This is a genomic window from Actinomadura sp. NPDC048021, assembly GCF_040653135.1.
GTDB classification, from domain to species: domain Bacteria; phylum Actinomycetota; class Actinomycetes; order Streptosporangiales; family Streptosporangiaceae; genus Spirillospora; species Spirillospora verrucosospora.
On sequence record NZ_JBEZJQ010000003.1, the window covers coordinates 395,700 to 420,223 of the forward strand.

Consider the following 24,524-nt stretch of genomic DNA (forward strand, 5'->3'; position numbering starts at 1 on the left):
GGCAAGCCGGGTTGTCCAGCGGAAACCGGTGGTCCATTGGCCTGGGGCGCCTCCCGAACCTGATCACGATCTGGTCTGCGGACGGTAAGAGTCTTGTCGGTTTTATGGCCTTTTTGTATGTTCACTCCCACCGGGGGAAGTCCGTTGTCCCGCCGTCCGCCGCCGACTCGGGATCCGGGCCGGCGACGCCGGCCGCCGATCTCCCGAGGAGACGCCATGTCCGAGGTCAAACGCCGCGATCTGCTGGCCGGGGCCGCCGCCCTCACCGGTTTCGCGACCGTCGGCCTGCTCCCCGGCACCGCCGCCGCCGCGACCCGGCAGCGCCCCGGTGCCCTCCGGCCGCCCTCCCTCACCGCCGGCGACAGGGCCGTGGTCGCCCGCGTCGACGCCCGCCGGGCGCTGCGGCACCTGAAAGTGCTCAGCGACGAGATCGGCTGGCGCATCGCCGGGACGCCGTCGGAGCACCGGGCCGCCCGCTACATCGCCGGATGCCTGCGCGATCTCGGCTACAGGGTCGAACTCCAGCCCTTCCCGGTTGCCGACAAGTACCTGGCCGAGATCCGATCCAAGGGCGAGCGGGTCTGGCAGTGCAGCGCCTCCCCGCAGGGCGCCGTCGCCTCCGTGGACGGCACGGTGGTGGACGTGGGCCGGGTCACCGAGGTCACCGGTGACGTGCGCGGCGGCCTGGTGCTGTTCGACCGGATCCCCGGCATGGAGACCGAGCAGGCCAAGGCCGCCGCGGGCGCGGGCGCCGCGGCGGCCCTCATCGTCAACGCGCGCTCGGTCACCTACCCGGAGCGCAAGGCCGGCGCCTTCGTCCCGACGCTGAAGGAGACGGTCGCGATCCCGGTGCTGGGCCTGGCCGAGTACCACGGCGAGCGGATCCGCGCGGGCGCCCGGCGCCTCTCCTTCGAGATCACCCACCATTCGGGGCTGACCTCGTACAACGTCCTGGCCGAGCGGAAGGCGACGCTGCCCAACCCCACCGGCAAGGCCGTCATCGTCAGCGCCCACTACGACACCGTCCCGGGCTCGCCCGGCGCCAACGACGACGGCAGCGGAACCGTGCTGTGCCTGGAACTGGCCCGCGTGCTGAAGCGGCTGCCGACCCAGCAGGCGGTCCGCGTCTGCCTGTGGGGCTCGGAGGAGTCCGGCCTGGTCGGAGCGCGGCACTACGTGAAGCAACTCGACGCGGAGGGCGTCGGGCAGATCACCGGCTGCTTCCAGAACGACATGGTCGCCACCAGCCATCCCCCGGCGGGCACGTACTGGCTGCTGTCCGTGGACGGCGCGGACAACACCACCACGGCCGCGGTGAACGCCGCCGCGGCCCGCCTCGGCTACTCCGACCAGACCAAGGGCCCCACCGCCCGGGGCTCCAGCGACCACGAGGCCTTCTACGAGCGCGGCATACCGGCGGGCAACTTCAGCTGGCGCGGCGGTGAGGCGCCCAGCCAGCTGGAGCCCGTCTACCACACCCCCGAGGACACGATCGCCCAGAACGTCAGCCTGGAGCGGTTGCAGGTGTCCCTCGAACTGATCGGCTGCGCCCTCTACGACGTCGCCCGCCGCAAGTAGCCCGCGCCCGCGAAGGCCCCCGGGTTCAGCCTGCGGGCGATCCCACGCGGGCCGGCGTCCCGGCGGCCCCGCCCTCCCGGTCGGCGGCCGCCGGGGCGGAGGCCGGTCCGGCCTGCCGTCCCGGCGCCTTGGCGTTGACGAAGACGCCCGCGACCAGTGCGGCCAGCAGGATGATTCCCGCGGAGGTCCAGGTCGCCACGGAGTAGCCGTGCACGGTCGCCTCGGCCAGCGCGGCCCTCACCTGCGGCGTCCGCTGGGCGAGGTCGACCTCGTGGCCGGTCAGCCAGTCCGCGGTCGCGCTCGCCGCGATCGTGTTGAGGAGCGCGGTGCCGACCGATCCGCCCACCTGCTGCATGGTGTTGAGGGTCGCCGAGGCCGCCCCCTGCTCGTGCGGGGCGACGCGGCCGGTGGCCGTGGACATGGCCGCCATGAAGGTGACGCCCATGCCGAGGCCCATCATGCAGATGCCGGGCAGGACGCGGCCGGGGTACGTGGCGTGGACGTCCATGGAGGCCAGGACGGCCAGCCCGCAGGCGGCCAGCACCAGGCCGGGGATGATCAGCGCCCGGACCGGCACCCGGGGCAGCAGCCGCACCGAGATCTGCGTGGAGCCGATGACCATGCACACGGTCATCGGCAGGTAGGCCGTGCCGGTCTTCAGCGGCGACCACCCCTTGATGCCCTGCAGGTAGAAGGTCAGGAAGAGGAAGACGCCGAACATGGCGACGGTGACCAGGGCCATCGTCAGGTAGGCGCCCGCCCGCTGCCGGTCCCTGACGATGTGCAGGGGCAGCAGCGGCGTCCGGGCGCGGGTCTGCCACAGGGAGAACAGCCCGAGGACCAGCACGCCGCCGATGAGCAGGGCGAGCACCCGGGGGTCGTCCCAGTCCCGGGACTCGGCCTCGCTGAAGCCGTAGACGATGGACAGCACGCCGGCGGAGCCCAGCGCGGCGCCGAGGACGTCCAGCTGCGCACCGGCCTTGCGGCCGGGGTCGTCGAGCAGCACGACCGCGCCGAGCACTGCGACGGCCGCCACCGGGGCGTTGACGTACAGGCACCAGCGCCAGTCCAGGTACTCGGTCAAGAGGCCGCCGAGCAGCATGCCGATCGCGCTGCCCGCGCCGGCGATGGCGCCGAACACGCCGAACGCCCTGCCGCGTTCGCGCGGGTCGGTGAAGGTCGTGGTCAGCAGGGACAGCGCGGCCGGGGCCAGCAGCGCGGCGAAGACGCCCTGCAGGGCGCGGGCGGCGAACAGCATGCCGGGGCCGGTGGCGGCCCCGCCGAGCGCGGAGGCCGCGGCGAAGCCGAGCAGGCCGGTGATGAAGGCGCGCCTGCGTCCGAACAGGTCGCCGAGGCGCCCGCCGAGCAGGAGCAGGCCCCCGAAGGCGAGGGTGTAGGCGGTGATGGCCCACTGCCGGTTGCCGTCGGTCATGCCGAGGTCGCGCTGGGCGGACGGCAGGGCGATGTTGACGATGGTCATGTCCAGCACCACGATCAGCTGGGCGAGGGCGATGACCACCAGCCCCCACCAGCGGCGGGAGCTCGAACCGGGTGGAGCCTCCGTCGTCGTGCCGGATCGGGTGGGGATGTTCTCGGGTGAGGCCGTCTCGGCCATGTGGCGGATGCCTTCCACTCGTATCGCGAGCCGCCCGGACCGTTCGCCGTGCGGCGTCCTGACGAACACGAGACGCCGCCGCACCGGCCCCTGTAACAGCCGCGGCGATGTGACGTAGGCCACCCGAGCGCGGGTGTTACAAAACGGCGGGCTGCGACGTCCAGTGCACGAGGCAAGGGTGGGAACGCACAGGCGGGAGCCGGGGATGAGCGAGCGCACGGAACGGACCGCGGAGACAGCCGAGCCCGCGACCTCGGTGGACTCCGCCACCGAGGTGTTCGTCGCCCACCGCAACCTGCTGTTCACCGTCGCCTACGAGATGCTCGGCTCGGCCGCCGACGCCGAGGACGTCCTGCAGGAGACCTGGCTCCGCTGGGTGGACGTCGACACGGCCATCGTGCGGGAGCAGCGCGCCTACCTGGTGCGGATCGTCACCCGGCAGGCGCTGGACCGCCTGCGCGCGCTCGGCCGGCGCAAGGAGTCCTACGTCGGTCCGTGGCTGCCCGAGCCGCTGCTGACCACGCCCGACGTGGCCGAGGACGTCGAACTCGCCGAGAGCGTCTCGATGGCGATGCTGCTGGTGCTGGAGACCCTCGCGCCGACCGAGCGGGCGGTGTTCGTGCTGCGCGAGGTGTTCGGCCTCGGCTACGACGAGATCGCCGACGCCGTCGGCAAGAGCCCCGCCGCGGTCCGCCAGCTCGCCTACCGGGCGCGGGCGCACGTGGCCGCGCGCCGGCCGCGCGGCGTCGCCTCCCCGGCCGAGACCCGAGCGGCGCTCCTGGCCTTCCAGCGAGCGGTCGAGACCGGCGACCTGCAGAACCTGCTCGACATCCTCGCACCGGACGTCGTCGCCCTGAGCGACGGCGGCGGAGTGAGGCACGCCCTGCCGCGGCCCGTCTCGGGCGCGGAGAACGTGGCCCGCCTGCTGACCGCGGGCTGGTGGAAGCGCGACGCCGAGAGGTCGGTCGAGCTGGTGCAGGTCAACGGCGGCCCGGGGCTGCTCGTCCGAGTCGACGGCGAGGTCGACGGCGTGTTGGCGGTGCGGGTCGAGGGCGGCTGCGTCACCGGCGCGTACCACGTGCGCAACCCGGAGAAACTGTCGCACGTGGACCACGAGACCGCCCTGAGCCGCTGAGGCCGGAACGTCCACGGCCCACCGTCCCGGAGATCGCGGAGTGGGCCTAGCACTACCCCCATTGGCGTCCTGCCCCTACGGCCCGAGGGCCGCCTCCGGCCCGAGCATGGGTGTCATCGGCCCCCGGGAAGCGCCCGGCTCCGGCCGCACGAAGGGGAGATGGACACATGAGCGGGTCCAGGACTCGAACCACGGCGCTGTGCGCCGCGCTCGCCCTCGCCGGGACGCTCGCCCCGGCGATGCCGGCCCACGCCTTCGCCGGGCACCGGCCCGCCGCCCAGAGGATCCGGTCCTCCGGGACCACGGAGCTGACCTCCGGCTGGGCGATCCGATCGTCCGCCGACACGGACGACACCGGCGCCGAGATCTCCATGCCGGACTATGCGGCCAAGGGGTGGCTGCCGCTGTCCCGGCCCCAGACGCTGATGGCGGGCCTGCTGGAGAACGGCCGGTACCCGAACATCTTCCACGACGACACCATGGCGAAGGTCCCGACCAAGCAGTTCGACGTGAACTGGTGGTACCGCGACCAGCTCACCGTCCACCCCCGGAAGGGCGGCCGCACCTTCCTGGTGATGAACGGCGTCTCCGGAAAGGCCGACCTCTGGATCAACGGCAAGAAGATCGCCGGCGGCGCGCAGCTGCAGGGCTCCTACGCCCGGCTGGAGTACGACATCACGCCCTACGTCCGGGACGGGGCGAACGCCATCGCGCTCGACGTCTCCCGCAACGACGCCGACATCACCAAGTTCGACACGCCCATGCGGTACCTGACCCAGAACCAGGTCGACTGGAACCCGATGGCGCCCGACCAGAACACGGGGCTCCAGTACGCGCCGCAGATCGTCCAGGAGGGCCCGGTCTCGGTCCGCAACCTGCACGTCCTGCAGGACAACGCCCGCGACCTGTCCACCGCCGACCTGACCGTCAAGGCCGACGTGCGCAACAACACCGGGTCGGCTCAGCGGGTGGTCGTGTCCGGCGCGGTGACGCGCGGCTCCGCCCGCATCGCCTGCAAGACCACGGTCACGGTGCCCGCGCACGCGACCCGCACCGTCGCGATCGGCAAGGCGGACTGCCCCGGCCTGCACCTGGTGCGCCCGGCCGTGTGGTGGCCGTACCAGATGGGCGCCCAGCCGATGTACCACCTCGCGCTGAACGCGTCCGTGGGCGGAACGGTGTCCGGCGCCGCCGCCGAGGACTTCGGCATCCGGACGGTGACGTCCCGGCTCACCAAGCCCGTCCCCGGCAAGACCCACGGCAAGGACGGCTACCGGCAGTTCATCGTCAACGGCAAGCCGCTGGTCATCCGCGGCGCCGGATGGTCGCCGGACCTCTTCCTGCGCTACTCCCCGTCCAACGTCTCCGACCAGATCTCCTACATCCGGAACATGGGCCTGAACGCGGTCCGGTTCGAGGGCAACTTCCCGCCCGACGACATGTTCGCCCAGCTTGACAAGGCCGGCGTCCTCGCGATGCCGGGCTGGCAGTGCTGCGCCCTCTGGGAGGGCAAGTCGTCGACCTGGTCGGACGACGTCAAGGCCAACGCGTCCAACCAGGCGGGCACGATGGCGGAGCGGCTCCGCGACCACCCGAGCGTCTTCACCTTCTTCCAGGGCAGCGACGACGCGCCCGACCCGGAGAAGGAGGCCCTCTACCTGAAGGCGTTCGAGCGGGCCGACTTCCGGCTCCCGCAGGTCGCCGCGGCGGAGTACAAGGCGTCGCCCAAGCTCGGCCCCGCCGGAACCAAGGAGGGCGGCTACAACTACTTCCCGCCCAACGCCCTGTGGAACAACAGGCGGGAGACCGTCAACACCGACGACCCGACGCTCAGCATGACCGGCAGCGCCTGGGGATTCGACACGGAGGTCAGCACCGGGAACACCATCCCGACGCAGGACTCGCTGAACCGCTTCCTCCCCCCGGACGAGCAGAAGAAGATCTGGGACCCGGCGACCGCGCAGGGCCAGACCGCCGGCCAGGACATGTACCACACGTTCTTCTACTCCGACTACACGCGCCTGTCCCGGATGGGCGTCTACAACACCCCGCTGTGGCACCGGTACGGCCCCTGGAAGGACGCCGCCTCCTACCAGAAGACCGTCCAGCTCGGTCAGTACGAGGTCACCCGCGCGCAGTTCGAGTCGTACGTCGGCAACTCCACCGACAAGGCGAACCCGAGCACCGGGATCATCTACTGGATGCTGAACAAGGCGTGGCCGTCGCTCCAGTGGAGCATGTACGGCACCGACTTCGACCAGCCGGGCGTCTACTTCGGCGCGAAGAAGGCCAACGAGCCCCTTCACGTCATGTACTCCTACGACGACGGCTCCGTCAAGGTCGCCAACCTGACCGGCGCCCGGCAGGACGGCCTGCGCGCCACCGCCCAGATCATCGACCTCGACGGCAAGGTCCGCGCCACCGCCACCGCGCCCGTCGGGGCGCTGGGCAGCCAGGACGTCCGGACGGTGCTGCGCCCGAAGGTCCCGGCCGGGATCTCCACGACCTACTTCGAGAAGCTCACCCTCACCCGCGGCTCCGAGGTCGTCAGCCGCAACGTGTACTGGCTGTCGACGAAGGCCGACAAGGTCGACTGGCCGAAGACGCACGCGCCCGGCCAGTACACCCCGTCCAACGGGTTCGCGGTCTTCCAGAAGGACGGCTACGCCGACCTGACCGGCCTGCGTTCGCTCGGGTCCGCCGACATCAAGGTCGAGGCCGCCACCCACCGCGAGGGCCGCGAGATGGTGACGAGCGTGACCGTCCGCAACGTCGGCCACGGCGGCACTCCCGCCCTGTTCACCCGGGCCGACCTGTTCGCGGGCGGCAAGCAGGTGCTGCCGATCCGCTGGAGCGACAACGACGTCACGCTCTGGCCCGGCGAGGAGCAGACCATCACCGCCCGCTACGCCGCCACGTCCGCCAAGCCCGACGTCCGCGTCAACGGCTTCAACGTCCCCACTCAGACCCGCCACGCCGGCTGACCGGCAGAACGAAGGCCGGACGGGGCCCCGCCCCGTCCGGCCTTCGCGCGTGCGCTACCGGGAGGTCATGGACCGGCCCTGGCAGAGCGCCGTCTGGACGGCTCTCTTCATGTCGTCGCTCTGCGCGTCCGAGCCGCCCGGGTCGAGGTTCACCATGACCGTCGCCTGGCTGCCGCCGACCGTGGCGCCGCTCGCGGTCTCGTACCCGAAGACGTCGCCGCCGTGCCCCCAGTACAGGCCGCCGCAGGGCAGGGGCCTGCTCTCCAGGCCGAGGCCGTAGGCCCGGCCGTCCGGGGCGCCGGTCGGCCGCGTCCTCATCATCTCCCGCAGCTGGGCCGGGCGCAGCAGCTCGCCGCCGACGAGCGCGCCCAGGAACCGGTCCACGTCGCCGCCACTGGAGATCATCCCGCCGGCCGCGCCCGCGACCGAGGGATTGAACGCGGTGAGATCGACGAGCGGCGCGTCGCGGCCCGGCCGCACGTACCCGCGCGGGTGCGGGCCGGGGATCGCCGAGGCGTCCCCCGGCACGGACGTCCCGCGCAGGCCCAGCGGGGCGACGATGCGCTCCTGGACCTCCTCGCCCCAGGTGTGGCCGGTCACCTTCTCGATGAGCATGCCGGCCAGCAGGTAGTCGGTGTTGGAGTAGCTCCAGCCGGTGCCCGGCGCGAAGACCGGCGGACGGGCGAGCGCGAGGTCCACCAGGTCGCGGGTGTCGTGGTGGGCGAGCGGATCCTTGAGGATCTCCTGCGGGTCCAGGGAGGCGAGGTAGTCCGGTACGCCGCTGGTGTGCTGCAGCAGCCGGCGGACGGTGATCTTCCGCCCGGGTCCGCCGTATCCGCGGAGGACACCGGGCAGGTACCGGTCCACCGGCGCGTCGAGCGAGACGCGGTGCTCTCCCACCAGCTGGAGCACGACCGTGGCCACGAACGGCTTGGTCATGCTCCCGATCCGGAAACCGCTGTCGCGGGGGACCGGCGCCTGGCTGTTCACGTCCGCCACACCGCTGGTCAGCACCGTGCTGCCGCGCTGCTCCCGCAGGTGGAGGAGCGCTCCGGGGCCGCCGTCGACCGTGGTCAGCCGGTTCAGAAGCCGGCGCAGCTCCGCCTGGTCGGCGGCGCCGCCGACTCCCGCGGCGCCGTCGGCCCGCGACGTGCCGGTGCCGGTCAGCGCGCTCACCGCGACACCGGCCGCCACGGCCAGGGCGATTGCGCCGCGCAGCGCGCGCCTCTGCTTGATCATGTTCGCTCCCTGAGTTCGGTGGTGACGGGTGGTCGCGTCCGGCTAGGCCGCCGCGGAGGACTTGGCCGCGCGGTGCGCCGGAATGGACTGGCTCTGCTCCCGGGTGTGCGGGAGGAGGGCGAGCCAGATCAGGGCCGCACCCGCCGGCAGAAGGTCCAGGTCGGCCGTGATGACCACGAAGGCGAGGACGACGAGGACGGGGCTCGCGGCGACCGACGCGCGCCGGGGGCCGACGACCGCGTGCTGGACGAGCAGCGCGGTCAGGCCCAGCATGAAGAGCACCGGCCCGATCTCGTAGAACGCCTGGGGGAGCACGGCCGGAACGTCCGCGTACCGGTCGGAGAGCGCGCTCTTCTCGGCGGAGTCCGCCGCCCGCAGGCCGACGACGATGTCGATGATCGCGACTCGGACGAAGGTGACCAGCCCGACGGCGGCCATCGCGGTGAGGGCGCCGGCGGTGACCCGGCGCGCCCTGCCGCCCTCCGCGACCGGCATCCGCCGCCACAGGCCCGCGATCACCGCCCCGTACAGGAGCAGCGACCCCAGGAAGAGCAGGTGGCCCACCGTCCAGGCGGGGCCGGGCCCGTGCCGCCCGTCGCGGCCGTCGATCAGCCGGACGGCGCCGTAGGCGAGCATGAGGGCGGGGGCGAGATGGAAGGCGATCCTGGTCATGAGCGGTTCTCCCGGAGGTCGAGGCTTGCGTCCCTGCGTTCTCGATCTTCAGGGAGGGCGGTGGTCCGGGGGATCGCCGTCGCGAGGGGTCTTCGGGCCTCGGTGATGCGGGGGAGAACCGGGGTGCGGCTCCCCCGCGCGAGGGAGCCGCACCTTCAGGAGGGCTCGATCAGCCGGGTCTCGTACGCGGCGATGACGGCCTGGGTGCGGTCGCGGATGCCGAGCTTGGCCAGGACGTTGCTCACGTGGGTCTTCACGGTGTGCTCGCTGACGACCATGGCCGCGGCGATCTCCGCGTTCGACAGGCCGCGGCCCAGCAGGCGCAGGGTCTCGCGCTCCCGCTCGGTCAGGACCGACAGGCGGTCGGAGACCGCCGCGCCGGCGCGCGGCCGGTTGCGCGTGATGTCGGAGATCAGGCGGCGGGTGACGGTGGGCGCGAGCAGCGACTCCCCGGCCGCCACCACCCGCACCGCGTGCACGAGGTCGTCGCGGCGCACGTCCTTGAGCAGGAACCCGCTCGCCCCGGCGTAGAGCGCGTCGTAGACGTAGTCGTCCTGGTCGAACGTGGTGAGCATGATCACGCGGGTCCGGGTCCCGGCGCACACGGCCTTCGCGGCCTCGATGCCGTCCATGCCCGGCATGCGGATGTCGAGCAGCGCGACGTCGGGGTCGTGCTCGCCCACGGCGGCGACCGCGGCGGCGCCGTCCTCCGCCTCGCCCACCACCTCGATGTCGGGCTGCGCGTCCAGGATCATCGCGAAGCCGGTGCGGACGAGCTCCTGGTCGTCGGCGAGCACCACCCGGATCACGCGGCCACCGCCGCGGCGCAGGGCAGCGTCGCCGAGACCCGGAACCCGCCGCCCGGCAGGGGACCGGCCTCGGCCGTGCCGCCGCAGGCGGCGGCGCGTTCACCGATGCCGATGAGGCCGTCGCCGCCCCGCCGCCAGCCCGGATCGGCCCCGGCCCGGCCCCGCCCGTCGTCGGTCACCGTGATCTCCAGTTCGTGGTCGGTCCAGCGGAGCAGGACCTCGGCCGTCCGCGCGCCGGCGTGCTTCACCGTGTTGGTCAGCGCCTCCTGCACGATGCGGTACGCCGCCAGGTCGGCGTCGGCGGCCAGGCCGCGGCGCACGCCCTCGACCGTGAGCCGCACGCGGACCTGGGTGCGGTTGACGTGCTCGACCAGGCCGGGCAGCGCGCCGATGGTCGGCTGAGGCGCGCGTACGCCGTGGTCCTGCTCCTCCTTCAGCACGCCCAGCGTGCGCCGCAGCTGGGTCATCGCGTCCCGGCCCGCGTCGGCGATCGCGTCGAAGACCCGTTCGGCCTGGCCGGGATCGGTGTGGACGACCACCGGACCGGCCTCCGCCTGAACGACCATGAGGCTGACGGCGTGCGCGAGCACGTCGTGCATGTCGCGGGCGATGCGGGCCCGTTCCTCCGCCGCCGCCCGCGCCGCCTCGGCCTGGCGCTCGCGTTCGAGCGCCTCGCGTTCGCGTTCGAGCTGCGCGGAGCGTTCCACCAGCGCGTTCGACCGCTCCCGCGCGGTCCGCGCCAGCGTGCCGAGCAGGAACGCCGTCATGGGGAGCAGCAGCGTGAACATGAACTCGCCCGCGTCGTTGTTCTTCACGAGCAGCGCACCGGGCGGGATGGACGCCACGATCACGCCGATGAAACCCCACCTCTGCCAGCGATGCCGCCCCAGGTCGGCAAGGGTGTAGATCGCCACCAGCGCGCCGTACTGCAGCATCAGGCCCGGCCGGTGGTGCAGCGACACCCCCATGGCGAAGCACGCGACCACCAGCGCGATCGCGAACGGCGCCCGGCGCCGCCACACGAGCGGGACGACCGTGCCGAGGTTGAACACCACTCCGAGCGGCGTGACCTCCGGCGCCGTGGCGAACGGCACGAAGACCGGGACGGCGACCGCCGCGGCGACCAGCACGTCCACCAGGCGGCCGCCCTCCCCAGGCCGCCGCCGCAGCCACCTGGGGAAACCGAAACCGCGCAACCGATCTGACATCCCCCCAGTATCGGCCGCCGCACGACACGTCCACCTCGCTCGCACGACGGATCTTCACAACCTCCGACGCCGCGACATCGCCGCCCGGCACCTGTGACTCCGTCGAAGGACTACGGCCGAGAACCAAGGCTCGAAGACGAGATCAGCGCGGGGCAGGTAGCGGCGGTGTGCCCAGCCGGTAGGGCATGAGCTGCAAGTGGACGTCGTGTTGGAGCGCGTAGGCGGAGACGTCCACAAGTCTGAGCTCGCTGCGTTCACGCAGTGCCTGCACCTGTGCCCACGACAGGCTGCCGTTTGCAGCGAGCGCCGTGGAAAGGGCGTGGTGCCCGCTGGGCGGGATCGTCCGGTCGATCAGGTCACGTTCCGTTCGGAGACCCGCGACCGACAGCCACCCCCAGCCGTTGCGGTGTGCCATCGATCGTGCAGCCCGCGCCTTGGCGCGGTTGATGCTCAGAGCGATCTCCCACAGAGGCTTGACCTCGATGAGCACTGTCCGCCCGTCGTCGGTGACGATCAGAAGGTCGGGGTGGTACCGCCGCGCTCTCGTTCCGTAGTGGTAGTCGACGACGCAGGGCTGTTCCTGGAAGTAGGCGATTCTCTCGCAGTGCTCAAGGGCGTCGATGACGTTCCGCTCCAACCCCGATTCGAAGGCCACCTTGCGGCCGAGCTTGGTGGACGGATAGAGGCCGGCCAGCTCGTCCATCTCGATCCCCCGGGACGCGCGCAGGCTGTCACGGGAGGGCGGGGAACCTGGATCCGCAGGCCAGTGCGTGTGCGCAAGCCACCTTGCGACCCACCGCTCCGCACGGCCGCCTTCTGCTCTCTGATCGGCCTTGGCAGACGCGCTACGGGCACTGGCCCGTTGAAGAGCGAGGGCTGCGATCCGTGTGGCGTCGGCTCGGTAGAACCCGGCAGCAGCCAGCAGCAGCGGCAGGCTGGTCCGCTGACTTACGGTGAACGTCGTAGCGGCCAGCTCGTAGATTCGGTCGGCGAACTCCTCGTCTGAGCCGTCGCCGCCATGCCGCTCGAGCAACGTGGCGAGGGAGGCCCCCGGAGTGCCCGGCTGCCGAGCCCGACGGACCAGCCTGCCGGCCGCCTTGTTCTGGAGCTGGCGCACGCGTTCGCGTGAGACCCCGAGGTGATCTCCGATCGCCTGGAGAGTGCGGGCGTCTCCTCGCAGCCCCAACCTCGCTGCCATGATCTCGCCCAGCCGTCGGTCGGGAAGCCCGGACAGGGCCTCGGCCACGAGGCCACCCAGCTCTGCGGCGAGATCGGATTCGGCAGCGGCGTCCTCAGAACCGGCGCGTGTCACTCCCCACCGTCGCGAAGCACCCACCTCCAGGTCCGTGCGCCTCAGTCGAAGGTGGTGGAGATCTCGTGCCAGCCGCCGGGAACGAGGGCGGCGGCTTCGTCCGGCCCCCAGGAGCCTTTGGCGTAGGGGAGGGGCTGGGTGGGGAGGTCGAGGACGGGCTGGATGATGCGCCAGGACTCTTCAGCCAGGTCGAAGCGGACGAACCGGCGGGGGTCGCCGGTCACGGCGTCGGTGAGGATCCGCTGGTAGGCCGCCTCCATCGGGCCCAGGACCTTGGTGAAGTCCACGCTGAGCGGGACTTTCCGTGTGCTGTCGCGTCCGGGGACCTTGGCGAGCAGGTCGAACGTGACCCCCGCGTCGGGCTGGATGCGGAAGCGGATCAGATTGGGCTCTGGGGCGCCGTCGAAGTAGGTGGTGGGCGGGGTGCGGAGTTGCGCGACCACTTCCAGGTCGGTGGTGCCCAGTGCCTTGCCGGAACGGATGTAGAACGGGACGTCGGCCCAGCGCCAGTTGTTGATGCGCAGGCGCAGTGCCGCGTAGGTCTCGGTGGTCGAACCCTCGCGGACGCCCTCGGTGGTGAGGTAGCCGTCGTACTGGCCGCGGACGACATCGCCGGGCGCGACGGTCTCGACGGCGCGAAGCACCCGCCACTTCTCGTCGATGAAGGCGCGTGCGTCGGTCGACGGCGGCGGGTCCATGGCCAGGAGCGCCAGGATCTGCAGAAGGTGGTTCTGAACGACATCGCGGATCGTGCCGTTGGCGTCGTAGAACGAGCCGCGGTCGGCGACGTCGAAGTCCTCGGCCATGGTGATCTGCACGTTGTCCACGTAGTGACGGTTCCAGATCGGCTCCAGGAGCATGTTCTCGAACCGGAACATCAGCAGGTCCTCGATCGGCTCCTTGCCGAGGAAGTGGTCGACGCGCCTCAGATGGTCCTCGTCGAAGAACTCCAGCAACTCGGCGTTCAACGCCCGCGCCGACTCCAGGTCCTTGCCGAACGGCTTCTCGACGACCATTCGGGCGTTCCTGTTCAGGCCCACCTTGGCCAGGCCCCCCGCGACCGTCGCGAACAGCGAAGGAGGAACCGCCAGGTAGTGAGTGAGGAATCCCGCGTCGCCGACCTCGCGACGGATCGCATCGAAGGTGGCGCCGTCGGTGTAGTCGCCCGCGACGAGTCGCAGGTTCCCTGCGAACTTGTTGAACGCCGCGTCGTCCACCTTGTCGTACTTGGCCTCGCAGGCCTCACGGGCCCGACTTCGCAGCCCGGCCAGGTCGAGGTCGGTCTTGGCGACCCCCACGACCGGCTGGTCCAGCACCCCGTCCGCCGTCAGCCGGTACAACGCCGGCAGCAGCATCTTGTACGCCAGGTTCCCGGTGATCCCAAACAGCACCAACGCGTCGGCCCGCTCCATCGCCAGCCCCCTCTCGTCGGCTCACAGCTTGCCGTCCCGGCCATGCGGTGAACAAGGCCCGGGGGCGCGGGTGCCTGTCACTCGGCGAGTTGATTGTCGTTGACACAAGCGACTTTCATAAATATTGTGTGAGTGCGTTGTTGCGAGTCTTTGTCGTGCGAATAACCTCCGATGGCTCCGATCAGTCACCACCTGTCCGTGCCGTGTCGCCAGATCGTCGGCACTAGCCGGGCTGACCGCTGAGCTACTTGTCCGTTCGTATTTGGAGCGGTCCAGCCTCGAATTGACGCTGCGCAACTGTACGGAGCCGCCGTGCGCATGCCATCGCCACCGCCGACCCGGATACCCAGCCCACCCGGAAGACTGCCGGTCATCGGCCACAGCCTGTCCCTGATGCGTGACCCGCTGGCCTTCATGGAGTCACTACGACCGTACGGCGACGTGGTCCGCGTCTTCATCGGCCGCCTTCCCGTGTACGTGGTGACCTCGTCGTCGCTCGTCCATCACCTTCTCGTGGCCGAGGCGGGCAACGTGGAGAAGGGGAAGCTCTTCGACAAGGTCCGGCCTCTGATCGGCAACGGCGTCTTCACCTCGAACGGCGCCTTCCACATGCGTCAGCGGCGGCTGCTCCAGCCCGCCTTCCACCGCGACCGCATCGCCGGTTACACCCGCGTCATGAGCGAGGAGACCGCGCGGCGGGCCGGGGAATGGCGGCCGCGGCAGGTGCTCGACGTCCAGCGGGAGCTCTTCGACCTGACGTTGAAGATCATCGCCGCCACGCTGTTCGCCACCGACCATGCCCGCGAGGTCGTCGCGGAGTTCCAGCAGAACTTCCCGCGCATCGTCGCGGGGATCGGCTGGCGCACCATCGCGCCGACGCCGCTGGTCGAACGGCTTCCCGTGCCGGCCAACCGCCGGTTCGACGAGGCGACGCGGGGACTGCGCCAGGCGATCCAGGAGACGATCGCGAGGTATCGGGCCGACGGTCGCGACCACGGCGACATTCTCTCCATGCTGCTCGCGGCCAAGGACGAGCGCACGGGTGAGGGCATGAGCGACGAAGAGATCCACGACGAGGTCATCGCGTTGCTCGTGGGGGGCACCGAGAGCACCGCGCTGACCCTGTCCTGGCTGTTCTACGAACTCGGACGGCATCCGGAGCTGGAGGCACGGCTCCACGCGGAGATTCGTACCGTTCTGGGAGACCGGCAGATCGGGTTCGAGGACGTCGGTGAGATGACCTTCGTGCGGGCCCTCATCACCGAGACGCTCCGGCTCCACCATCCCATCTGGATCGTGATGCGCAGAGCGCGATCGCCGATCGACCTCGGAGGCGTGCGGATTCCCCGGGGAGCGGAGATCGTCTTCAGCCCCCACACGCAGCAGCTGGACCCCGACCTCTTCCCCGAGCCTCATCGGTTCGTGCCCGGCCGCTGGCTGTCATCGTCCGCTCCCGTGCCCCGGGAGTGTTTTCTGCCGTTCGGGGCGGGTCGCCGCGTGTGCCTGGGCGATGCTTTCGCCTGGACCGAGATGACGGTGACCGTCACCACCATCGCCGCCCACTGGTCGCTGACCCCTGCCCCGGGGAGCCGCGTGCGTCCACTCGCACTCGCGACCGTGTACCCCCGCGACCTGCGAATGGTCCTCGATCCGCGTCCCTAGTGAGTGATCTTCCTCATGAGCGATCCTGCCCTGACCGTTGAAATACCTTCGCTCTACTGTCCGCTGCGCACCCGGACACACCCGATGCTCGCCGAGCTGGAACAGCGCGGAAACGACTGGATGGCCGCCCACGGATTCCACGAGAACGAGCGCCTGTGGCGGCGTGTCCAGGAGAGCAACGCCGCCGAGTTCTTCGCCCGGATCTGCCCGGACGCCGCGCCCGAACGGCTCCAGATGGCCATCGACTGGAGTTACCTCATGTTCGTCTTCGACGATGTTCTGGACGAGGCGCAGGTGACCGGGGCCTCACAGGGATTCGTCGACATCGCGTCGCGCGTCGTGCGGACGCTGGCGGATCCGGGCTGCGAGATGATGGCCGACGACGACCCGTTCCGCGCTCCCGTCCAGGACCTGGCGCACCGCCTCCGGCGATACGCCACCCCAGCCCAGATCGGCCGCCAGCTGGACGCGCACCGCGCGTGGCTGCTCGGGGTCGCGTGGGAGATCAACTGCCGGCTCAGAGGCACCGTGCCGACTCTCAACGACTACACCGCCATGCGCCCGGTGTTCGCCGCCGCCGATCCGACGCTGGTATGGGCCGAGATCGCGCTCGGCGCGCCCATCCCGGAGGACGAGATGTTCTCCCGCGAAGTCTCAGCACTGCAGGAAATGACGGCGACCTACGCCGCCTTCAGCGACGATCTGTACTCGCTCGGCAAGGACCTGTGGTTCGCACAACGCCATGGAGGCGGGAATCCGAGCGGGCTGAACCTGGTCAATGTCTTCGTAGCGCACGAGCACTGCACGATCCAGGAGGCCATCGCCAAGGCGGTGGACCTGTGCAACCGCATCGCCCGCCGTTTCGTCGACGTCCGCGACAACGTCGAGCCGCACGCCAGTGAACGGCTCCGGCCCTATGTCGCCAACCTGGGCTATCTCATGCGCGGCAACATCGAATGGGGCCTGGCGACGCCGCGTTACAGCAATCCCGACGGGGCGCACCCCGGAGCCGTCAGGACCACCTGCACTTGGTCGGACACGCCACCGCCCGGAACGGACCAGCCTCCGAAGATTCCCTCGATCGCCTGGTGGTGGGAGGAGCTTCCCTAGGCGTCGCCGCGCTGGGGTGAGCGCGGCGGGACGAGGAGCGGGCCTTCCCCGGCGGCGGGATGACGAGGCGAATCTCTACGCGCCTGGGCTGAAACCGCGTCCCGGTGGGACAGCTACCCGCCTACCCGTCGTAGCAACATCCCGGCTAGTACGCGGCGTAACCGTATACGGGCCCCGACCCTACGGGCGTGCTGCGGGATGGGGCACGCTCTGGGGCTCGGCTCCTGTCGCGGCAAGGTCGCTGCGGACTGGGATGACACGCTGGACGCTGATCCGCCCTCCACCATCGCGGGGCAGTCCTTCCCGACGTCGTGTGATGATCGACCTGGCGCCCGATGGCGACGATGTCCTCGGCCGGTCCGCGCCGAGGCGGGGGGTGCGTCACGTCCGTGCCGTGCGGCGGAACCGTCCGGGTGGGACGCCGTACTGCCGCTTGAACGCGTTGGCGAGAGCGAACTGCGACGAATAGCCCACCTGGGCGGCGATCTGCTCCAGCGGGGCGTCGGTCTCGCGGAGGATGCTGGCCGCGGCGGTCAGCCGCCACCAGGTCAGGTAGGCCAGCGGCGGCTGGCGGGTCGCGGCGGTGAACCGGCGGGCGAACGCCGCCCGCGACAGCCCCACCTGATCCGCGAGCGACTGGACGGTCCAGGCGTGCGCGGGATCCTGGTGGATGGCGTGCAGCGCCGAGCTGATCGGCGGGTCGGCCAGTGCCGCGGCCCAGCCCGCGCCACCGGGATCGCGCGGCCGGTCCTCGAACCAGGCGCGCAGCACGTGCAGCAGCAGCATGTCGAGCAGGAGCGGGACGAGTGCCGCGCCGCCGGGACGGGACGACCCGAGTTCCCGGCCGAGAGCGTCGAGTGTCGTGCGCAGGTCGTCGTGCCGTCCGACCAGCGCGGGCAGGTGGAGCACCGCGGGAATGTCGCGCAGCAGCGGGTGGGTGCGGTCCGGGTCGAGCCGGTAGCCGCCGCACAGCGTCACCACATCGCCGTCTTCGGCTGGCCGCCGCGGCGGGTGCGCGGCCTCGACCAACGGTGTGGCCGGGTCGTCGGCCATGCCGTAGCCGTCTCCGCGCGGTGTGAAGATCACGTCGCCGGGTCCGACTGCGACCGGCGCGCGGCCGTCGACCAGCGCGGGACACTCGATCCGTACGAGGGGTCCTGCGGTCCCTGGTCCGCCATACCCTCCTTTCCGCTCAAGATCCCCCCCCGCAGTCCCGTAGCACGCAGGGGATCTTGAGAGGCGCCACCGCCGTGCGCCCCCGCGGTCACCGGCAGGCCGACACGCCCGGACAGCCCATGGCCCGCCGGACTCCCGCTCGGCGCGCCCTTCTGTTAGAGCCAGAGGATGACGTTGAGGGTGGGGACGTGGATCAGGAGGAAGGCGTTCTTCGCCTTCGCCGTCGCCTCCGGCTGGCGTGGGGAGACGGCGGTCGTGACGACCACGTAGCGGTCCTGGGTTCCGACATCGCCGATGCGGGCGCCTCCCGGCGGGTCGACGTCGCCGTCCGGAACGAAGCGCAGGTCGGTGTGCCGCAGACGAGGCCGGGCGCCGGCGGCGGAGGCCCGGTCGGGGAACTTGAGAACGTGGCTGCTGACCAGGACGCCGTCCGTGGTTCTGAACGCGATCTCGATCCGTCCCTCGCACCGGGTCCGGCGCAGGACGGCGCGGGCTTGCCCACTGGTCGCTCCCGCCAGACAGCCCTGCTCATCGTCCAGGACCTTGGCGGCCGTGCGCTCGTAGGTCTCGGACCGCCCCTCGAAGCGGTTCTCGAACCCGGTGGCGTCGTCGTAGAAGGTGTCGACCTCGAACGCCGGGCCGCCGATGGCGAATGGCCCGGCGGTCATGAGCACGACGGCGAACGGTGCGGACAGAACGGTCGCCCCGAGAACACCTAACGTGGAGCCGAGCGCGATGCGCTGCTTACGTTCGCGCGCCTCCCAGCGGCGCACATGGTCGGGAAGCCCGGTTGGGCTTGGAGACCCAAGGGTCGCCAGCCCGCCGGTCTCCGCGGGCGCCGGGGGAGCCTGGGCCCGGACGACCACCGTCCCGGCGCGCCGGTCGTGCAGGCACTGTCTCAGCCGCTCGTCTTTCCCGCACACCCAGGGATCGCTGATCAGCGGTAGGGACGCGGAGTTCCTCGGGAGGGCATACCGCCGGAAGGACCGCCGCCAGTTCGGGGGCCGTGTTCCGTCCTCCTCGCGCACCACCCGGATCCCGGCGACTCGTTGGCCCAGGGTGCAGCCCCACCGCACGATCCCCCCGACGCGCAGCAGCAGCGGGCCGGCCATGCCGAGGACCACGACTGGGGCGGTCGCCCAGAGGAACGAGGTGGAGGAGCCATCGGACAGCAAGGCGACCGCGTAGACCGGCGACACAGCCGCAATGACCACGAAGAAGGCGGCCAGCAGGTCGAGCACGCGGGCCGCGACCCGCTGCCGAGTGCTCGCCAACACCCGCACGACGCGGCCGTCATCGCCCGGTACCCGCTCTGGGGGCGTCCCTGCCGGGACATACAGGGGCGTCGTCACGGGCGTACATGCAAGCACACCCCAACTCCACCCGCGCGGCCGAGTCGACCGTGAAGTTGCGAAAAATGATGACGCCGTTCCTGCGGGCGGTGGCCAAGGACTCCTATGCCGCGCTGCCCGCGCGGAAGCCGGCCTGTCCGCGGGCGGCGACTGGCCGGTGAGCACCCCGGATCCGCTGCGGGCGTGCACGTCGCCGTCAACCGGGTGGCGCCCGGCGAGAAGGCCGCCTTCGCCAAGGGCGAGCGGGTCCATCCGGCGCCGCCTTGACCGACCGGCGACTCGTCGGTTCCGGAAAGGCTAGCAAACATGAGGAAATCTCATGTATTTTGGCGCTTCTCGGCGCCTGGAGGCCACATTGGGTTCGCGACGTCTCGTGTCAACGGCCGTGGGTGCCGTTCTGGTACTGGTCGCGGCGGGGGCTCTGATCGATCCGGTCGGGTACTTCGCGTTGCTGGGAATGCCCGGAGGGGTGGTACCGGCGGCGCGCTGGCAGATCGTCCCCCTGGTGGTCTACGTTCCGTTGCTGCTGACGGGCACGGCGTGGGTCGTGGCCGCCTTCGGGCATCTGGGACGGCGGGCGCGCTTCGCGACGGTCTGGGCGGGGTTCGTGCTGACCGCCGTGGTCGCGAAGGCCGCCATGTCGGTCGCGGCGACGGCACCTGAGCTGGACGTCGCCGACCTGCTGTGGTCGACGAGTTTCACCGTGCCGAAAGCGGCCCTGTACGCACTGGTCCCGGCGGCGGTCACCCTCCTTGCGCGTACGGGAGAGCGTGAGGACGGCGAGCCCACCCGCCGGGCGCACTGGCCGGTCGCGGCCATCAGCGTCTCGGTGGTGGCGGTGACCGGGATGTGGGTGGCGTCGCACTGGTCGCGGGACCTGCCGGACGGACTGCCGTCGGCGTCCCCGCAGGGTGGGGCGGCCGGGCTCCTCGCCGGGCTGGTGACGCTCTTCCTGGCGCTCGCCCGCACCCAGCGAACCTTCGCACGCCGATCCCGCACGCCCTCGGGGGCCTTCATCGGCGGATGGCTGGCCGCGCTCTGGGCGGGCATCGTCCTCGGCGCCGTCCAAACCGCCGGACTCCTGGTGCTGGACGGGCCGGGCGCTCCCCTGCAGACGCCCGCGGCTCTGTGGACCAGGCTCGGCGAGGGCGCGTCCCTCGGCGTCGCCTTCGGCTGGTTGCCCGCACTGCTGGCCTTGCCCGCCACCGGCCGCGCGTTCAGGCGGGCGGCTGGTGGCGCCTCCGCCGCGACGGCCCTGAGCTTCGCGGTCGCGGTGGCTGCGATGGCCGGAGCCGTGGCCCTCGCCGGGCCGGAGCCCGCGCCCGTCGCCCGCAGACCCGCCGCCGCGCCGGAGACGGGGCTGTCACCGTTGCGGGCCGTCCGGGGGAAGCGGCCTCGCATCGTCGACAGTGAAGGCCGGCAGGTCCTCCTGCGCGGAGTGAACGTCAACCAGTTGGTGGACTTCTATTCGCCGCGCCCGGGAGTGCCGGCGACACTGCCACTCGACGAGGACGATTTCGCGCAGATGGCGGCGCTCGGCCTGAACGTGGTGCGGCTGGGGGTGTCATGGTCACGTATCGAACCGCGCCCCGGCCGGTACGACGAGGGCTACCTGCGGCAGATCGCCCAGGCCGTGGCCTGGGCGAAGCGGCACGGGCTGTACACGGTGATCGACATGCACCAGGACGGCTGGAGCAACGAGCCCACCCCGGCCGGAACCTCGTGCCCCTTCGGCACGTCCCGGATGGACGGCTACGACGGCGCGCCCGCGTGGGCGACCAAGGCCGACGGCGCGCCGCGCTGCCAGTTCACCGGACGCGACATCTCGCCCGCGGGGAACCGCGCGTTCACGAACTTCTACTATGACCGCGACGGTGTCCAGGGCCGCCTGGTGAAGGTGTGGAGCATGCTCGCCGCCCGCTTCGGCGACGACCCCGCGGTGGCCGGGTTCGACCCGCTCAACGAACCGGGCTTCGGTGAGCAGGCGCCGCTGACATCGACGCTGCTGCTCGGCCGTTTCTACGACCGTGTCCTGCGGGCGATCCGCTCCGCCGAGGCCCGTCACCATCTGCTGTTCGCCGAGCCGAGCATCTTCTGGTCCGGCACCGGGTTCGACGCGATCCCGCGCGGCTCCTTCCGGTCCGATCCCGACGTCGTCTTCGCGCCCCATCTGTACGCCGAGTCGATCACCATGGACGCTTCGCTCGGGCTGCCCGTCATGACCTCCGTCGAGCACGGCTTCGCCCTCGCGCGGCGGGCCGCCGGCGACATGCCGGTCTGGAGCGGCGAGTGGGGCTTCTGGGGCGATGCCGGCTCGGTGGCCGGCAGGCTTCGCCGCTACGCCCGCCAAGAGGACGACAACAGGATCGGCGGAGCCTTCTGGGTGTGGAAACAGGCGTGCGGCGATCCGCAGAACGGCGTCGAGCCGATCGGGAACGGGCTCAACAACCTCGACTGCGCGACGGGACGCTTCCTGCGCCGCGACGCGGTGGCCGAACAGGAGATCTCGCGCGCCTACCCGCGCGCGGCCCCGGGCGTCCTCACCTCGCTGCGGTCCCTTCCCGGCGGGCGGCCGGGCGGAAAGGCCGCCGGGCCGCAGGAACTCGCGCTCACCGGAAAGACAACGGGCGGCGGCTGTGAACTGGACATCTGGGTGCCGGGAGAAGACCGTCCCGCTCCCGCGGTCACCGGCATCGAGAGGATCGAAGCGAGAAAGGCCGAGGGCGGCTGGCGCGTCACCGGCTGCGCCCGCGGCTCGTACCGGCTGACGATCAGCTGACCGGCGGCCCGTCCACTACTTGGACGCCGACGTCCCTCCCCGGAAGAACCCCAGAAACGCAAACTGGGACAGATGAGCATCTGCCCCACTTTGTCGTGAAGTGTCCGAGGGGGGACTTGAACCCCCATGCCCCGTAAAGGGCACTAGCACCTCAAGCTAGCGCGTCTGCCTATTCCGCCACCCGGACCGGTCGCAGGCCGCAGCGGGGCTGCGGCGGCGGAGTTCACCATACCAAAGGTGGCGAGTCGCGGCGAAGTCGATCGACGGGGCACCATGGGACGGTACGCCAGCGACGCGAGGTGATCATTGTGGTGCGGCAGCCGACCGCCGAGGACGAGGTCGTTCAGCTCTGCCAGGAGCTGATCCGGATCGACACCAGCAACCCGGGCGATCACTCGGGCCCGGGGGAACGGGCGGCGGCGGAGTACGTCGCGGAGAAACTGGAGGAGGTCGGGCTGGAGACCCGGATCTTCGAGTCGCATCCGGGGCGCGCCAGCCTGGTCGCGCGGATCGAGGGCGAGGACCCGGGGCGCGACGCCCTGCTCCTGCACGGGCATCTCGACGTGGTGCCGGCGCGCCGGGAGGACTGGACGCGCGACCCGTTCGGCGGGGAGATCGCCGACGGGTGCGTCTGGGGGCGCGGTGCCGTCGACATGAAGGACATGGACGCGATGATGCTCGCGGTGGTGCGGCAGCGCCTACGGGAGGGGCGAAAGCCCCCGCGGGACGTGGTGCTCGCCTTCCTGGCCGACGAGGAGGCCGGGGGGAAGTGGGGCGCGCACTGGCTGGTGCGAGAGCATCCCGAGCTGTTCGAGGGGTGCACCGAGGCCGTGGGTGAGGTCGGCGGGTTCAGCCTGACGGTGCCCGGGGACCGGCGGATGTACCTCATCGAGACGGCGGAGAAGGGCATCGCGTGGATGAACCTGACCGCCTCCGGGACGGCCGGCCACGGGTCGATGGTGCATCCGGACAACGCGGTCACGGCGCTGGCGGCCGCGGTCGCGCGGCTGGGAGCGCACGAGTTCCCGGTGCGGCTGACGAAGTCGGTGCGGGCGTTCCTGGAGCGGGCCTGCATGGCGTACGGCGTCGAGTTCGATCCGGAAAATCCGGAAAAATGCCTTAAGGAGATCGGGCCGCTCGCGCGAATGATCGGCGCGACGTTGCGGAACACGCTCAATCCGACGCGGCTGGATGCCGGTTACAAGTCGAATGTGATCCCGCAGACCGCCACCGCTCAGGTGGACGGACGATTCCTTCCCGGGCACGAGACGGAATTCTTCGCCGTAGTGGACGAACTTCTCGGGTCGGACGTCAAGCGGGATTTCGTCCATCATGACCGCGCGGTCGAGACGGACTACGAGGGTGCGCTCGTCGCGGCGATGGAGGCGGCGCTTACCTCGGAGGACGCGGGTGCGCTGCCCGTGCCGTACTGCCTGAGCGGCGGGACGGACGCCAAGGCGTTCTCCACTCTGGGCATGCGGTGCTTCGGTTTCGCGCCGCTGAAATTGCCCCCAGAGTTGGACTTTTCCGGAATGTTCCATGGGGTCGACGAGCGCGTTCCCGTGGACGGTCTGCGCTTCGGCGTGAGGGTTCTCGACAAATTCCTTGATCGCTCCTGAATTTGCCATCACCAGAGCTTTCCGTGGTGCTATCGTCACCATTCGTTGAGGGCGGATCGGTCGCAGCGGAGGGTGTCCGGTGGCAGGTGGCGCGGTGCGGGTCGGGGCGGTATCCGCCCTGCTGCGCCGTGCCGCCGTCGGGCGTTCCGTGCGGCGCCTGCTGGTCCTCGGCGGGCTGCTGATCGCCGGCTGGCTCCTCGGGTGCGCGGCGCAGGTCGCGCACGCCGACGAGCCGCCGACCGCGCCCGTGACGGGGGTCGTCGAGAAGACGCCCCTGCTGGGCGACGCGGTCCAGACCGTCCGCGACCGCCGGCCCGTGCGGGAGGCGCCCGGCGTCGCCGCCCCGGTCGAGGTCGTGGGCGTCGTGGCACCGCAACCGCGTGAAGAGAAGACCGCGCACGACGCGCCGCCGCCCCCGCCTGAAGTTCGGGTCGAGCCGTCCGTCAAGCGCAAGCCCAGGCCGGTCGTGACCGAGGTCGCCGCCGCGCCCGAGACGCACCACGAGGCGTCCGCGCCCGCTGTTTCCAGCCTTTCCCGGACGCGACCCGGCGTCGGCCATGCCGCCCGCCACGTCGTCGTCCGGCACCACCCCGCACCGAGCCCGGCGCCCGAGAAGCCGGGCACCCATTCGGCGACCGGCGGCTTCATCGCGTCCAGCGTCGCCGCGGGGTTCCCCTCTGCCGGGACTCCTGTCCCCGCGCCTCGTCGGGCATCGCTGCGCCCCGTCTTCGGCGCCGTGCCACCGGCCGTCCGCACCGCTGCGGACGAGCCCTCCTTCGCGCCCGACTAGTTCCCGACTCCAGTCTCCGGACGCGTGCCCGTGCGGCTCGGGCGCGCCGATCCGGTCTTCCGCCGTGCCCTC

General features: G+C 71.3%; 17 protein-coding genes and 1 tRNA gene. 8 read left to right on the plus strand and 10 right to left on the minus strand.

The features are described from left to right. Nucleotides 1–216: 216 nt before the first annotated feature. Nucleotides 217–1,578 carry a M20/M25/M40 family metallo-hydrolase gene (locus tag AB0C87_RS07710; protein WP_360576845.1) on the plus strand — a complete coding sequence of 454 codons (1,362 nt, stop codon included), beginning with the start codon at nucleotides 217–219 and terminating at the stop codon, nucleotides 1,576–1,578. A 25-nt stretch (nucleotides 1,579–1,603) separates the two neighbouring features. Here AB0C87_RS07710 and AB0C87_RS07715 read toward each other — a convergent pair whose 3' ends face one another. After that, nucleotides 1,604–3,193, minus strand: a complete 1,590-nt coding sequence (locus tag AB0C87_RS07715) for an MFS transporter (RefSeq protein ID WP_360576846.1) — start codon at nucleotides 3,191–3,193, stop codon at nucleotides 1,604–1,606. Nucleotides 3,194–3,398: 205 nt separating this feature from the next. Between AB0C87_RS07715 and AB0C87_RS07720 the strand changes: the two genes are divergently transcribed. Together AB0C87_RS07720 and AB0C87_RS07725 are read left to right on the plus strand one after the other, a co-directional pair. Beyond that, nucleotides 3,399–4,328, plus strand: coding sequence for an RNA polymerase sigma-70 factor (locus tag AB0C87_RS07720; protein ID WP_360576847.1), 930 nt, complete (start codon nucleotides 3,399–3,401; stop codon nucleotides 4,326–4,328). Nucleotides 4,329–4,495: 167 nt separating this feature from the next. Continuing rightward, complete coding sequence (locus AB0C87_RS07725; protein WP_360576848.1) at nucleotides 4,496–7,312, plus strand: sugar-binding domain-containing protein; 2,817 nt, start codon at nucleotides 4,496–4,498, stop codon at nucleotides 7,310–7,312. Between the two features lie 54 nt (nucleotides 7,313–7,366). On the opposite strand, the gene AB0C87_RS07730 is transcribed toward AB0C87_RS07725, so the two are convergent. From AB0C87_RS07730 to zwf, 6 genes are all read right to left on the minus strand, one after another. Further along, a complete protein-coding gene (locus AB0C87_RS07730) occupies nucleotides 7,367–8,551 on the minus strand; it encodes a serine hydrolase domain-containing protein (protein WP_360576849.1) in 1,185 nt (394 codons plus the stop codon). Between the two features lie 42 nt (nucleotides 8,552–8,593). Beyond that, on the minus strand, nucleotides 8,594–9,223 hold the full coding sequence (locus AB0C87_RS07735) for a hypothetical protein (protein ID WP_360576850.1): 630 nt from the start codon (nucleotides 9,221–9,223) through the stop codon (nucleotides 8,594–8,596). 155 nt (nucleotides 9,224–9,378) lie between these two features. After that, nucleotides 9,379–10,032 (minus strand): response regulator transcription factor, encoded by a 654-nt coding sequence (locus AB0C87_RS07740; RefSeq protein WP_345179664.1) that lies wholly within the window; start codon nucleotides 10,030–10,032, stop codon nucleotides 9,379–9,381. Next, nucleotides 10,029–11,240, minus strand: coding sequence for a histidine kinase (locus AB0C87_RS07745; RefSeq protein WP_360576851.1), 1,212 nt, complete (start codon nucleotides 11,238–11,240; stop codon nucleotides 10,029–10,031). Before AB0C87_RS07745 ends, AB0C87_RS07740 begins: the two co-directional genes overlap by 4 nt. A 142-nt stretch (nucleotides 11,241–11,382) precedes the next feature. After that, a complete protein-coding gene (locus AB0C87_RS07750) occupies nucleotides 11,383–12,486 on the minus strand; it encodes a TnsA endonuclease N-terminal domain-containing protein (RefSeq protein ID WP_360576852.1) in 1,104 nt (367 codons plus the stop codon). A gap of 107 nt (nucleotides 12,487–12,593) precedes the next feature. Next, nucleotides 12,594–13,964 carry a glucose-6-phosphate dehydrogenase gene (gene zwf, locus AB0C87_RS07755; protein ID WP_360576853.1) on the minus strand — a complete coding sequence of 457 codons (1,371 nt, stop codon included), beginning with the start codon at nucleotides 13,962–13,964 and terminating at the stop codon, nucleotides 12,594–12,596. Between the two features lie 318 nt (nucleotides 13,965–14,282). Here zwf and AB0C87_RS07760 point away from each other — a divergent pair, with 318 nt between their 5' ends. Both AB0C87_RS07760 and AB0C87_RS07765 read left to right on the plus strand, forming a co-directional pair. Next, nucleotides 14,283–15,626, plus strand: coding sequence for a cytochrome P450 (locus tag AB0C87_RS07760; protein WP_360576854.1), 1,344 nt, complete (start codon nucleotides 14,283–14,285; stop codon nucleotides 15,624–15,626). A 3-nt stretch (nucleotides 15,627–15,629) separates the two neighbouring features. After that, nucleotides 15,630–16,736, plus strand: coding sequence for a hypothetical protein (locus tag AB0C87_RS07765; protein WP_360576855.1), 1,107 nt, complete (start codon nucleotides 15,630–15,632; stop codon nucleotides 16,734–16,736). Nucleotides 16,737–17,117: 381 nt separating this feature from the next. Here the strand turns inward: AB0C87_RS07765 and AB0C87_RS07770 are convergent, their stop codons facing one another. Together AB0C87_RS07770 and AB0C87_RS07775 are read right to left on the minus strand one after the other, a co-directional pair. Beyond that, a complete protein-coding gene (locus AB0C87_RS07770) occupies nucleotides 17,118–18,077 on the minus strand; it encodes an AraC family transcriptional regulator (protein WP_360576899.1) in 960 nt (319 codons plus the stop codon). Beyond that, on the minus strand, nucleotides 18,068–19,186 hold the full coding sequence (locus AB0C87_RS07775) for an RDD family protein (protein ID WP_360576900.1): 1,119 nt from the start codon (nucleotides 19,184–19,186) through the stop codon (nucleotides 18,068–18,070). Before AB0C87_RS07775 ends, AB0C87_RS07770 begins: the two co-directional genes overlap by 10 nt. Before the next feature lie 463 nt (nucleotides 19,187–19,649). Here AB0C87_RS07775 and AB0C87_RS07780 point away from each other — a divergent pair, with 463 nt between their 5' ends. Then, complete coding sequence (locus AB0C87_RS07780; RefSeq protein WP_360576856.1) at nucleotides 19,650–22,043, plus strand: cellulase family glycosylhydrolase; 2,394 nt, start codon at nucleotides 19,650–19,652, stop codon at nucleotides 22,041–22,043. Between the two features lie 101 nt (nucleotides 22,044–22,144). Here the strand turns inward: AB0C87_RS07780 and AB0C87_RS07785 are convergent. Further along, nucleotides 22,145–22,230 (minus strand) — tRNA-Leu (locus AB0C87_RS07785). Between the two features lie 112 nt (nucleotides 22,231–22,342). Between AB0C87_RS07785 and AB0C87_RS07790 the strand changes: the two genes are divergently transcribed. Next, a complete protein-coding gene (locus tag AB0C87_RS07790) occupies nucleotides 22,343–23,662 on the plus strand; it encodes a M20/M25/M40 family metallo-hydrolase (protein ID WP_360576857.1) in 1,320 nt (439 codons plus the stop codon). Nucleotides 23,663–23,741: 79 nt separating this feature from the next. Continuing rightward, on the plus strand, nucleotides 23,742–24,452 hold the full coding sequence (locus AB0C87_RS07795) for a hypothetical protein (RefSeq protein WP_360576858.1): 711 nt from the start codon (nucleotides 23,742–23,744) through the stop codon (nucleotides 24,450–24,452). The last annotated feature ends 72 nt before the right edge of the window (nucleotides 24,453–24,524 follow it).